Genomic DNA, 12334 nt, shown 5'->3' on the forward strand with positions numbered 1-12334 from the left:
TCGGTTAATTCAACGATTAAAGAACTGCGTAAAGATCAGACTCACGCATGATAAGATATTCTTTACCTTCAAAGGTAATTTCAGTACCACCGTATTTACCGTACAAAACCTGATCGCCAGTTTTAACGCTCAATGGGATTAGATTACCTGTAGACTCGGCATATTTGCCAGGTCCTACTGCAACTACTGTTCCTTGCTGAGGTTTTTCTTTAGCTGTATCAGGAATGTAAAGACCCGAAGCTGTTTTTTCTTCGGCAGGAGCAGCTTCAATGACTACTCTATCTGCAATGGGTTTAATGTTTAAAGCCATAACTTATTGTTGTTTTAATTTTAAAATTAATGTAAAAGTATTACGTGCTCCTTGTATATCAGTTTCTATGCCAAGGGAGGCTTGCTTGCCAAATTTACACTGCATTGTCAGCTAATAGATTAGAGGAAACCATTTTTGTGTCAGAGTGGCAGAATTGTTTCCCATAAAAAAAGAGATGCCTTTTCAGGCACCCCTTTCTTACAACACTGGTTGATTTGAATTAATCCCCCCGAATTAAAATTTATCAAAGAAGAGTTTGGTCTCCACGACATCGCCTCCGATCGCTGCCGCTGCGGCAGATCTGTTCACATTATTTACATTCTGCTCATTTACAGGGTAGGTGAAACGGGTAGGAAAGCCAGAAACAGCATCCGCAGGCAAAGCTAAAACAGGAAAGTCTAACTGTCTGTGGCTAATCCATGCATCAATTCCACGGTTATAGAGCGAGAGCCACTTCTGTGTGCCTATCTTTTGTTTCCAGGTGCCCTCAGCAGTAGCAAAAGCAACTTCCGGTTGTAATAAATAGGCGTTTGCTTCGGCTGCACTGCCACCCCAGTCTAAAATGGAGGTCCTGATCGCACCATTGTAGTAGAATTCAGTGGTATTTCCAACATTAAAGGTTCTTGCCGCAGCTTCAGCCATTAAAAACTGTACCTCTGCATAGTCCAGAATGTTTCCTGGAAAATTGGTGTTGGTGGTTTTCACAGCGGTATGCGAAAAATTGCTAAAAGGGCTGTTTACTCCAGGGCTTCCCCCTGAGTATCCTCCCTTGTTGTCTTTTGTGAAATAGTAGGCCAACCGTGGGTCCTTAACATCACTCATGATTTTTATAATCGTACTTGCGGCCACAAAATCCTGCCTGCCACTTTGTATGAGATCTATCCAAACAGGATTGGTATTCGGTGTGGCAGAAACATAAGGGAACTTCGCGCTGTCATCGTTGGAATTGAATACACCACCCGCAACGGCTGATTCTGCTGCTGCTTTGGCGATAGCCGGATCTGCATCTGCAATCGTAATGGCCATTTTTAGCTTTAAGGAGTTTGCAAAGCGTTTCCATTTTGTAGGATCACCAGCATAGAAGGCATCCGCATTACCAAAACTGGCTGCTGCCGGATTTAGAGTGGTAATGTCAACATCCAGGCGTCTTAACAGCTCCTTGTAAGTGCTTAAAGCATCGTCGTATTTAGGAAAAGTATTGTCGATATTAAGTGCTTCCTTAAAGGGAATGTTGCCATAGGTCGTCAACAGGTAATACCAGCTGTAGATCTCCATGATGTCCAGAATGGCGATTTGGTTTTTACGTTGGTTTTCATCTGGTACATCGGAAGGCATTATTTTTCTGGAGGCCTCAAAATTATTTAATGCCTCCCGGTAAAAGGCATTCCATAAATTATCTGCTATATTTCTGGTTACAAAATCATACTGACTTTCATCCAGATAAGTAGTTTCCTGCCATTGTTGCTCAATTAATCTGAACACATTCCGGTTTACATTTGCGGAAGTCAGGATATCCACCAGGCCATGTTGTGCCATAGTGAACAGGGAGGAAGAGGATACCGAAGTGGGCTTCTTCGGATCGACGTTCACACTTGATAAATCTTTAGTACATGCGACCAGAAATAATACTGGAAGGATAGCTGTTATAATTTTTTTCATGATCGATCTTGTTAAAATTTAACCTTCAAGTTAAATGCGAAATTTCTAATGCTAGGGTAGGAGCCAAGCTGATAACCCTGAACATTTCCAAAGCTGATGCCATCTTCAGGATCGGCATTAGGCAGGTTTTTGTGGATGATCCATAAGTTCCTTCCAATTAATGACAAATCCACTCCTTTAATTGGTCCCATTTTCCTGACAAGCGATTGAGGGAGACCATATCCGATCACGACCTCTCTCAGCTTCACATAACTTGCATCATAAACAAAGGCTGCGGCCGGAAGTCTCCGGTATCCATAAGATCCATATTCGTCATTGGGAACCCTTACAGTATTAGGGGAGCCGTCTTCACGGACGCCTGGATTGATGAAACCTCCACCCTCGCTAATTGGCAGACGGGATTCTTTGCCAAGCTCGTTGAGTCCGGCAGTCTCCTCATACATTCCCGATGAAAGACCATAATATTGATCCAGAGAGAAGACACTGCCCCCTTTACGGATGTCAATTAAGAAACTTAAACTCAGATTTTTATATTTGAAGCTGTTGCTGATCCCGCCAATCCATTCCGGATTCATATTTCCGATCACCTCATTTGAAGTGGCCGACTGCAGGTATCTTCCGTTTGCACCAATCACCTTCTGTCCGGCGGCATTGTAAACAAAATTCCTGCCCCTGATGGTTCCATAAGGCTGATCAAGCGTAGCATTTACACTCACTCCTCCCTGGAAGTTCGCAATGGCCAGATTGGTAGACTGGTTGCCCGAATCGTCTTTAAACAGGTCCGTCACCTTATTTCTGTTACGGGTCCAGTTCAGGTTTATTCGCCATTCAAAATCTGAAGTTTTAAACGGTGTGCCATTTAAAGAGAGCTCGATCCCCTGATTGACTACAGAACCGGCGTTTAAATACTTGGCAGTATAGCCTGTGGCAACAGATACTTTTACCGGTAAAATCTGATCTACTGTTTTAGTGTGGTAGTAAGTGAAGTCAATACCAAGGCGATTGCTGAGAAAGGAGGCTTCAAGTCCTATCTCTTTACTCTTTGAGCGCTCAGGTTTTAAGTTGGGATTGTTTTTAATGGCGTCAAAAGGCGTCTTTAACTGAGGAATGGAAGCTTGTGGCCTGCCATCGAATGGTGTGGCTAAATTATAGGTATCCACCAGTGAATAAATTGGTGCATCCGAACCAACTTCCGCATAATTTGCTCTTAGCTTACCAAAAGAAAGCCATTTTTCCTCTTTCAGCAATTGTGAGAACACAAATCCGGCAGAAACAGATGGGTAAAAATAAACGTTATTTCCTTTTGGCAGTGTAGAAGAGGCATCTCTTCTGATCGTTGCATCTATAGTGTAGGTGTTTTGATAAGCGAAGGTTGCACCCGCAAATATACCTTGCACCTCTCTTTTTAAATCGAATTCTACGGCTGGTTCCATCGCACTTACAGAGTTGTTCAGGGTGTAAATGCCTGGCAGACTTAAACCTCCGTTGGTGGTTTGATAAATAGATTGGGTCCGTTGCCGGCGAATGTTTGCTCCCAATAATGCTTTAAAATTTAAATCTTTGCTGATATCCTTGTCTGCCGTGGCTAAGAAATCAATGTTAGATTCTTTATAGTCCACAAAGTACTTGGAATAAAAAGGAACATCTAAACTTCCTATGGCCTGACGTTCTTCCTGTACTTGCTTATAGGTATCCAGTGAATAACGGCCCATCAGATTTAACCAGTCGGTCGCCTTATAGTTTAAGTTTACATTGCCCAGGTAGCGGTCCCTGCTATCCGTTTCATAATTTTCATAACGTGAAAAATATGGATTATCCCAATAAGCTGCTACGGGGTTGTTAAAGGCTTTCCTGTTCCAGGATACATTTTCTTTTCCCACGTAACGGGCTTCAGTTTTACTCAGGTTTTTCAGTCTGAAGTAAGCTGCTTTCTGATCCTGTACATCCACGTTGTTTTGCCACCACTGCCTGAAGTTGGTCATTGGATTGTTTACTCCGTTGCCGTTATATCCTGTACCATATCTGCCGAGCCCGTTTACATTGGAATAATTAACATCTGCTCCGGCGGTAAGTTTATCTGTTATTTTAAAAGTAGAACCAAAGTTGAAGGTGTTTTTTTCGATGTGAGAATTCGGCAGGATACCTTTTTGATAGTCCCTGTTGTATCCGAGTTTGAACGAGCCTTTATCGTAGCTGTTGCTGAGCATGATGCTCTGATTGTTGGAAAGTGGTTTTTCAAAAAAGGTGCTTGGATCATTGGCCCCGGCTACCCATGGTTTTGCTTTTCCAAAGTTCGGGGAGGTCGGGTCAAAGGAATCCCATTGGTACACCATTAGATTTGGATCAAACTTCTGGCCATAGGAAGCATCCTCTGTTAGGGGGGTAACTAAATCCGGTATTCCGTCTCCGTTCACATCAATATTGTTGACCAGGTAGTTGGATTCATCTGTTCCATAAAAGGGACCATAACCACCACCATATTTCTTTTGATATTTCGGAAAGGTGCTTTTATCTACCACAGCGTACCCTAATCCGGTATTAAATGTAATGTTCAATCCTGATTTTCCTTTTTTGGTCGTAATGAGAATCACTCCGTTACTACCCCTGGAACCGTATAACGCAGAAGCTGCTGCTCCTTTTAATACAGTAATATTTTCTACGTCATCGGGATTGATATCCGATGCGGGATTGCCATAATCATAACCTCCAATTCCGGTTTGTTGTCCGGAGGTATTTAGATTGGTATTTGCGACAGGCACTCCATCTACCACAAACATGGCCTGATTGTCCTGGGTCATGGACTTAATCCCGCGAATTACGATGTTCGTGGAACCGCCCATGGTATTGTTCTGACGAATCTCCAAGCCGGAAACTTTACCGGACAAACTGCTGCCGAGGTTTGGAGAACGGTTTTCACTTACTGCGGTACCGTCTAAGCTTTGAGCAGCATAAGCTACCTGGTTCCTGTTCCTCTGGAGACCGAATGCGGTAACGACAACTTCTGAAAGTAGTTTTGAATCAGGGATAAGGGTTACATTGATTACGCTTAGTGATCCAAGGGGGATGATTTGACTAACAAATCCGAGGTAGGAAAATTCAACTGATGTACTGCCGGAGGGCACTTTGACACTGTACTTGCCATCGGGGCTGGTCATTGTGCCGCCTGGGGCTCCTTTAAATTTTACAGTTACGCCTGGCAATGGGAGACCATCATCTCCTTTTACATTACCAGTAAGGGTTCGATCCTGTGCCTGTGCAGATACTGCAATAAACATCCAGATGAACAAACTCAATACAAGTTTTTTCATAAACAATAAGGTTAGGGTTAGTTAATAGCAAGCCGGATAAACATGATTAGATTCATCTGGCCATGATTAAATTTAATGAATAATATATTTAATCAATGAATATTTTTATATAAAAATAGAAATTGTACGAATTATGTTCAATAATTGTTTTTTATATAAAATAATAATTATATTGCTTTAAGATTGTTTCAATAGGACCTTCTTGAGATTTACGGAGTCATTGCAGATGACAATGTTGTTTATTCTGATAAGGACAGGATTTTCGACACAAAAAAGCCTCCTGAATATATATTCAGGAGGCTTTTTTGTATTGGTGTAAAAAGCTTATTTCTTCGTGCTGTCTCCTGCTGCAGGAGTTGCTGTAGCAGGTGCCTGACCAGCAGGTGCAGTTGTTCCAAGTGGTGATGGAGTAGGGATCTTATCCAGGTGTTCCTGAATTTTAGAATCTACTGCTGAAGCAGAACCACCGGATTTTGCAATGGTAGTGATTGATAAAGTAAGCACTACGATTAATGCTAATAATACCCAAGTACCTTTTTCAAGAACGTCACCAGTACGTTGAACGCCAAACATGTTGCTGCCTGATCCGCCTGTTGCAAGGCCACCACCTTTAGGATTTTGTATCAAAACAAATAGCGCTAAGGCGATGCAGACAATGATTAATAAAATAATTAAAAAAAGCATAATAGGTTATATGGTTAAATTTTCTTTTCTATGGATTGGATAAGGTCGGCAAAGTAACGGCTTTTTTCTGGAAACTTCAAACTTAATTTTTCATAAGTCTCTATGGCCTTGTCATAAAGCATTTGCTCAATATAGATCTTTGCCAGTGTTTCAGATACAAGGTCATTATGGTCTTCTGCACTCTTTTTTGCCTTATTCTCTGTATTGATCTGCTCTGCATTCGGAGGGCTGATCTGTGGGTCATTTTTCAGGAAACTCTCTATAATGTCAGTTCCCTTGTGTGCATTCCGTAAACCGGAAGGGTTGTAGTCACTTTCTCCTGCCTCTGTAAAAGGGCTCTGAAGGTGAAAAATGTGTTCTACATATTGCTGTTGTAATTCATTTGGCGTTCCTGTCTGAACCGCAGGCTCCTTTTTAAGCGTAACATATGGCTGGAAGATCTGCTGATATTCTTTTCTTGTTTTATGTAACCACCAGAGAAAGGTATAAGGCAACTGGTCATCATCATATTTACTGATCACCACCGGCTCTTCCTTTTGCTCAGCATCCTGTATTTGTTCCAGGCCCGTGCTTGCTGCTGGTAATTCTTCTGGTGCAGGCTCCGGACTAAAATTCTCCTGGAAAGCAAAGAAGTCTGTAGATACAATGTTCTCCAGCACAAAATCATCCGCTACTTTTTCCTGATCGGAGAGACTTTCTGAAGTGGGGATGGCATCGTCTTCGGGTGTATCTATCACATAAACATCGTCAGATTCCGAAGGAACTTCATCAAGCACAGCTTCGTCCAATGTTTCCGGCTGATTACTCAGCTGATCAAAAGCCGGTGAAAAAACAATATTAAATGCGGTCTCTACCAGGTAATCTGGTTCGTAAAGAAAGTTGTGCAGCAACTGTCCATTGGTGTACAAAGCAGCAGTAGCCAGATAGCTGTTCTTTTCTGTATCTCCTGAGCTCGCCTTCGCAAGTAAAAGATGCAATGGCTGGAAATAAGGATACGATGATACCAGGTCTTGCAGCATAGGCGCATGTTCGGATCTTACCTTTTCCGGTTCCGCTAATAATACTGCCAGTTCTTGTCTAATGTCTATTTCCTGCTCCACGTCGCTAAGTTAACAATTGAAATCTCAATTCCAATCTGCAAATGCACGGTTAAAAATATCCTCTGTGAGGAAAGTAAGGACCTGGTCTATCAGGCCTTGTTCCTGAGCCTGGAAGCTTTGTCCGCTTGCCGGGAAATCTATATGTCGCTCAAAGGTTTGTTCGAAACTCATTTTTGGGTTCAGGTTATTCGTGTATTTCACGCTTACAGAGATGCTCATCCTGTTGGTTCCACTTGCTGCCACTCCGCGTTTATTCGCATCCTGCATGGTCGTTGGCCGGATGTCATAATTCGTAATGGTTCCGGAGAAAATACCATGGGCCTCATTGGTGGTCATATTCAGACTGGTCTGGTTACGAATCACGTTCCTTAAATTTTCAGTAAACTTACTGGACATATTAGGAACTACCAGTGGCGCATTGTTTTCAAAAAAGGTAACATTAACCGTTTTCATCTCTGCGGGAATAGAGGCACCATTAAACTTAATGGAACAGGAACTGAAGAGTGCAATGATTAAAAGGAAATATAATTTTTTCATTATTAACCTGCCTAGTTTAAATTGAGTTCTTTAATTTTTCTATATAAAGTGCGTTCAGAAATACCAAGTTCCTGTGCTGCAAATTTACGTTTCCCCTTGTGTTTCTTCAAGGCCTTTTTGATCAGGTCCGATTCTTTATCGATGAGTGATAGCGATTCTTCCACTTCTTCGGCTTCCTGGGTATAGTTATAATCTACCGGTGCATTTTGAACCGGCTTTTTGATGGTAAATGTAGGCTCATTAATCGTCTGGTCTACTTCCTGATAAAGCTGGTTGATGTAATGAGGATTGTCTGCAATGATATGGGAGGTGTTTCCTCCGCTTTGAATAATCTCTGCGACTAGTTTCTTGAGCTCCATCATGTCCTTTTTCATGTCAAACAGCACCTTGTAAAGAATGTCCCTTTCGGTATAATCTTCCTTATTGCTGCCATTGATGGCCATGGGCAGGTTGCTGCCACTCTCGTTTGGAATATAATTCAGCAATGCAGCAGGGGTTACATTTCGTTCTTTCTCCAATACACAGATTTGCTCTGCAATATTTTTCAGCTGTCTTACATTTCCCGGCCAGCTGTAGTTGCTGAGTAATTGAATGGCTTCCGGCTCCAGCTGAATGCCTGGACTTCTGTACTTATCACTGAAATCGGCCGAAAATTTCCGGAATAATAAATAGATGTCTTCCTTCCGTTCATGCAGCGCAGGAATGCGTAGGGGAACCGTATTTAACCGGTAATATAAATCTTCCCGGAATTTTCCCGACTTCACCCGGTTATACACATCCACATTTGTAGCGGCAATAATCCGCACATCCGTTTTTTGTACCTTGGAAGAACCTACACGTAAATATTCACCACTCTCCAGAATCCTCAGCAAACGCGCCTGAGTACCCAAAGGCAATTCTGCAACCTCATCTAAAAAGATGGTTCCGCCGTTAGCCACCTCAAAATAACCTTTGCGGGCTTCATGAGCTCCTGTAAAAGAGCCCTTTTCATGTCCGAATAATTCAGAATCTATCGTTCCTTCGGGGATTGCGCCACAGTTTACGGCGATAAAAGCACCGTGTTTACGGGTACTCATCTGATGAATGATATGAGAGAAAACTTCTTTACCACTACCGCTTTCTCCGGTAATTAAAACCGACATGTCGGTAGGTGCAACTTGTCTGGCGATATCTATTGCCCGGTTCAGCAGCGGAGAGCCACCTATGATCCCGAACCGGTTTTTAATGTCTTGTATGTCCAAAGTAATTTGTTTTTTTAATTAAACAATTTCGGGTACTTCAACTGCAATTGTTCCTAATAAAGTTGCCGATGTACAACGGTCTATATGAACATTCACATACTGACCCGCCTTAACTCCTGCTGTCGCAGGAAAAACAACCATTGCATTCTGATCATTTCTTCCACAAAGGTCCTTGTCGGATTTTTTGGAAGTACCCTCCACTAAAATCCTAACAGTTTTTCCTACGAATTGTTGTAGGCGGAACAAAGAAGTTTCCTGTTGTTTAAGTAATATTTCTGCTAACCTGCGTTTTTTTACTTCCTCCGGGACATCATCTTCCAGCTTTCTCGCTGCAAGTGTTCCTGGTCTTTCTGAATAACTAAAGGTAAATGCAAAATCATAACCTACATAATCCATCATGGTCAGCGTTTCCTGATGCTCTTCCTCTGTTTCTGTACAGAAGCCGGCAATAATATCAGATGAAATGGCACAACCTGGAATAATGCGTCTGATGGCATCAATCCTGTTGATGTACCATTCACGGGTATAAGTTCTGTTCATTAATTCCAGTACCCTGCTGCTTCCGGATTGTACGGGCAGGTGAATGTAATTACAGATGTTATCGTATTTGGCGATGGCATATAATACCTCGTCAGTAATATCTTTGGGATGTGAGGTCGAAAACCTGATTCTTAAATCAGAACTGATCAGTGCAACTTTTTCCAATAACTGGGCAAAATTAACTTCGATCTCCGCACTTTCTTCAGCATCCGGACCTTTCCACTTATAGGAATCTACATTTTGGCCTAGTAAAGTGACCTCTTTGTAGCCCTTATCGAATAAGTCCTGTGCTTCCGCCAGAATAGAATGTGGATCCCTGCTTCGTTCACGCCCTCTGGTAAAAGGAACAACGCAAAACGAACACATGTTATCGCAACCACGCATGATAGAAATAAATGCAGTAATGCCATTTCCGTTCAGCCTTACCGGGCTAATATCCGCATAAGTCTCCTCGCGTGACAATAAAACGTTGATGGCTTTATGTCCATCTTCTACCTGACTGATCAGCTGAGGAAGGTCACGGTAGGCATCAGGGCCAACCACCATATCCACTAACTTCTCTTCTTCCAGGAATTTAGATTTCAACCGTTCAGCCATACAGCCTAAAACACCAACCACCAATTTGGGATTCCTGCGTTTTTCAGCACCGAACTGAGACAGACGGTTACGTACGCGCTGTTCGGCATTTTCACGGATAGAACAAGTATTGATAAACACCACATCAGCTTCATGATAGTCTCCTGTAGTCTCAAATCCCTGATCCTTTAAGATCGAGGCCACAATCTCACTATCTGCAAAATTCATTTGACACCCGTAGCTCTCAATATATAGCTTTCGTCCATTGCGTACCTCTGGGGCATCAATCACTAAAGCTTCGCCCTGGCGCTCCTCATCGTGTGTCTTATCTGTTAGCTGTAAATCAATCATAAATGGTTAACATTTTTCTGGGCTTCAAAAATACACATTTATATTTATAAATGACAAAGTGGCAGAAGGTTTAAGCCCGAAAATAAATCTATACAGCATATAGGACCTTTTTAGTAAGTCATTGTCTTTAGAGACAAACGAAGCTAATTAATTCATATATGTTCAAAAATCTGTTCGTAAAACGCCGCGAAAACCAATATGGCTGGTTCGGTAATTATTCTTCCTGGGCGGAAGTTACGGGAAAGGCCGACGGCTATGATGCAGATGTGATTCTGGAAAGAACAAAAAACGCAATTTTAAAAGTCAAAAACGGAGAAGCTGTTTATGAAAGAGACTCCGTAGTCTTCGATAAAAAAGAATACCCTTTTCCTTTGATTACCTTCCTTTTGCGCAGTGCTGCTGTAAGTAAAAGACCAATCAATATCATTGATTTTGGAGGTTCATTGGGGAGTACCTATTACCAGGTTAAAGAATTCTTAACTCCTGAAGTCTGTGCCAGCTGGAATGTCGTAGAGCAAAAGCATTACGTGGAATGTGGAAAGTCATACTTTGAAGATGGAACATTAAAATTCTATGAAACTATAGATGGCTGCCTTGCAGAGAAAGCAATCGATCTGGTGATTTTATCGGGAAGTGTCCAGTACCTGGAAAAACCACATGATTTTTTAGAAGAACTGGCCCGCTATAATTTTAAGTTTCTGTTGTTTGATCGTACCGCTTTTCATTATGGGGAGGAAGACCGGTTAACCCTGCAAAAGGTTCCTCCTGAAATTTATCCTGCTTCTTATCCATCCTGGTTTTTTAATGAAATAAACTTCTTAAACCATTTTTCTCCGCAATATCAGATGATGGCAGAATTCACCTCCTATGTTAAAGGAGAAGAAACAATGCTGATTGATGAGATTCAATCAGGTTACGATAAAGGCTTTTACCTAATTAATATTTCAGAACATGCTTAACTTCTGTACACTATTTAACACGACTTATTTGTCACGTGGCCTGGCCATGTATCGCTCTCTTGAGCAACATTGCACAGATTTTCATCTGTATATCTTTGCTTTTGATCAACATTGCTTTGAGGCCTTGTCTAAACTGGAACTTCCCCGGGCAACTGTTGTAAGTTTGAAAGAATTTGAAAACAACGAGCTGCTGGCCCTGAAGCCGGAGCGGACTGCTCAGGAATATTGTTGGACCTGTGCTTCCTCGACGATCAAATATTGTATAGAAACCTTCCGCCTGGATCATTGCACGTATGTGGATGCGGATCTGTTGTTTTTTAAAAATCCACAGGTCTTGATCGATGAAATGGGAGAGAAGTCAGTGTTGATTACAGAACACAGATATACACCGGATTACAATCAATCGGCCACAAGTGGGATCTATTGTGTGCAGTTTATGACTTTCAAAAATACGGAAGAAGGAATGTCGGTCTTGAACTGGTGGGTAAATGCCTGTCTGGACTGGTGCTTCAACAGGTATGAGGATGGTAAGTTTGGAGATCAGAAGTATCTGGACGACTGGACGGAAAGGTTTTCCTGTGTACATGTCCTGAAACACCTTGGTGGCGGCGTGGCCCCCTGGAATGTACAGCAGTATGCCTTTAAAAATAAATCCGGCAAAGCGGTGTGTAAGGAATTATCTGAGCATCAAGATTTTGACCTGGTGTTTTTCCACTATCATGGATTCAGCTATTCTTCTAAAAGCAGTTATATGCTGACTCATAAAATTTATCGTCTGAATAGAAACCACATTAAACATATTTATAAACCCTATGTAAAAGCACTTTCCTTAGCTGAAGAACAGATCAATGCCAGCGTGGATGGCCTTGTTCCTTATGCAATTAATAATAAGCCGGAATGGGTTAACAAAATGACGGGAAGGTATGTGCTATTCTCTCTTTTGGGTTCCTATCGACATTTTTACGCTAAGTGGTCCTTACAATACAGCTTTTTCTATTAAACATTAAACCTCAAAACCGATGAAACCACCATAAGCATACCGCTTACAAAAAGCAATGAACCTCGCTTG

10 protein-coding genes are annotated in these 12334 nt (G+C 41.9%); 2 read left to right on the plus strand and 8 right to left on the minus strand.

The genetic code is table 11. The features are described from left to right. Window positions 1–16: 16 nt before the first annotated feature. The 8 genes from groES to miaB all read right to left on the minus strand — a co-directional run bounded on the left by groES (window position 17) and on the right by miaB (window position 10306). On the minus strand, window positions 17–310 hold the full coding sequence (groES, locus tag BLQ87_RS24955) for a co-chaperone GroES (protein ID WP_074611644.1): 294 nt from the start codon (window positions 308–310) through the stop codon (window positions 17–19). A gap of 234 nt (window positions 311–544) precedes the next feature. After that, complete coding sequence (locus tag BLQ87_RS24960) at window positions 545–1969, minus strand: SusD/RagB family nutrient-binding outer membrane lipoprotein (RefSeq protein WP_074611645.1); 1425 nt, start codon at window positions 1967–1969, stop codon at window positions 545–547. Between the two features lie 11 nt (window positions 1970–1980). Further along, window positions 1981–5277, minus strand: a complete 3297-nt coding sequence (locus tag BLQ87_RS24965) for a SusC/RagA family TonB-linked outer membrane protein (RefSeq protein WP_074611646.1) — start codon at window positions 5275–5277, stop codon at window positions 1981–1983. A gap of 324 nt (window positions 5278–5601) precedes the next feature. After that, a complete protein-coding gene (secG, locus tag BLQ87_RS24970) occupies window positions 5602–5961 on the minus strand; it encodes a preprotein translocase subunit SecG (RefSeq protein WP_074611647.1) in 360 nt (119 codons plus the stop codon). A gap of 14 nt (window positions 5962–5975) precedes the next feature. Continuing rightward, window positions 5976–7061 carry a hypothetical protein gene (locus BLQ87_RS24975; RefSeq protein ID WP_074611648.1) on the minus strand — a complete coding sequence of 362 codons (1086 nt, stop codon included), beginning with the start codon at window positions 7059–7061 and terminating at the stop codon, window positions 5976–5978. A 24-nt stretch (window positions 7062–7085) separates the two neighbouring features. Then, window positions 7086–7598, minus strand: coding sequence for an LptE family protein (locus BLQ87_RS24980; protein WP_074611649.1), 513 nt, complete (start codon window positions 7596–7598; stop codon window positions 7086–7088). A gap of 11 nt (window positions 7599–7609) precedes the next feature. After that, the gene (locus tag BLQ87_RS24985; protein ID WP_074611650.1) at window positions 7610–8839 is read right to left on the minus strand and encodes a sigma-54 interaction domain-containing protein; all 1230 of its coding nucleotides are present in this window, start codon (window positions 8837–8839) and stop codon (window positions 7610–7612) included. A gap of 18 nt (window positions 8840–8857) precedes the next feature. After that, complete coding sequence (gene miaB, locus BLQ87_RS24990; protein WP_074611651.1) at window positions 8858–10306, minus strand: tRNA (N6-isopentenyl adenosine(37)-C2)-methylthiotransferase MiaB; 1449 nt, start codon at window positions 10304–10306, stop codon at window positions 8858–8860. A 158-nt stretch (window positions 10307–10464) separates the two neighbouring features. Here miaB and BLQ87_RS24995 point away from each other — a divergent pair, with 158 nt between their 5' ends. Together BLQ87_RS24995 and BLQ87_RS25000 are read left to right on the plus strand one after the other, a co-directional pair. Beyond that, a complete protein-coding gene (locus BLQ87_RS24995) occupies window positions 10465–11265 on the plus strand; it encodes a TIGR04325 family methyltransferase (RefSeq protein ID WP_074611652.1) in 801 nt (266 codons plus the stop codon). Beyond that, the gene (locus tag BLQ87_RS25000) at window positions 11258–12265 is read left to right on the plus strand and encodes a glycosyl transferase (protein ID WP_074611653.1); all 1008 of its coding nucleotides are present in this window, start codon (window positions 11258–11260) and stop codon (window positions 12263–12265) included. The genes BLQ87_RS24995 and BLQ87_RS25000 overlap by 8 nt, the downstream gene beginning before the upstream one ends. The last annotated feature ends 69 nt before the right edge of the window (window positions 12266–12334 follow it).

Source organism: Pedobacter steynii (genome assembly GCF_900103665.1).
Classification (GTDB): domain Bacteria; phylum Bacteroidota; class Bacteroidia; order Sphingobacteriales; family Sphingobacteriaceae; genus Pedobacter; species Pedobacter steynii.

What these genes read in the sequence shown, in the direction of transcription:
- groES (WP_074611644.1), bottom strand. Translation starts at nt 310, where the DNA reads ATGGCTTTAAACATTAAACCCATTGCAGATAGAGTAGTCATTGAAGCT.
- BLQ87_RS24960 (WP_074611645.1), bottom strand. Translation starts at nt 1,969, where the DNA reads ATGAAAAAAATTATAACAGCTATCCTTCCAGTATTATTTCTGGTCGCA.
- BLQ87_RS24965 (WP_074611646.1), bottom strand. Translation starts at nt 5,277, where the DNA reads ATGAAAAAACTTGTATTGAGTTTGTTCATCTGGATGTTTATTGCAGTA.
- secG (WP_074611647.1), bottom strand. Translation starts at nt 5,961, where the DNA reads ATGCTTTTTTTAATTATTTTATTAATCATTGTCTGCATCGCCTTAGCG.
- BLQ87_RS24980 (WP_074611649.1), bottom strand. Translation starts at nt 7,598, where the DNA reads ATGAAAAAATTATATTTCCTTTTAATCATTGCACTCTTCAGTTCCTGT.
- miaB (WP_074611651.1), bottom strand. Translation starts at nt 10,306, where the DNA reads ATGATTGATTTACAGCTAACAGATAAGACACACGATGAGGAGCGCCAG.
- BLQ87_RS24995 (WP_074611652.1), top strand. Translation starts at nt 10,465, where the DNA reads ATGTTCAAAAATCTGTTCGTAAAACGCCGCGAAAACCAATATGGCTGG.
- BLQ87_RS25000 (WP_074611653.1), top strand. Translation starts at nt 11,258, where the DNA reads ATGCTTAACTTCTGTACACTATTTAACACGACTTATTTGTCACGTGGC.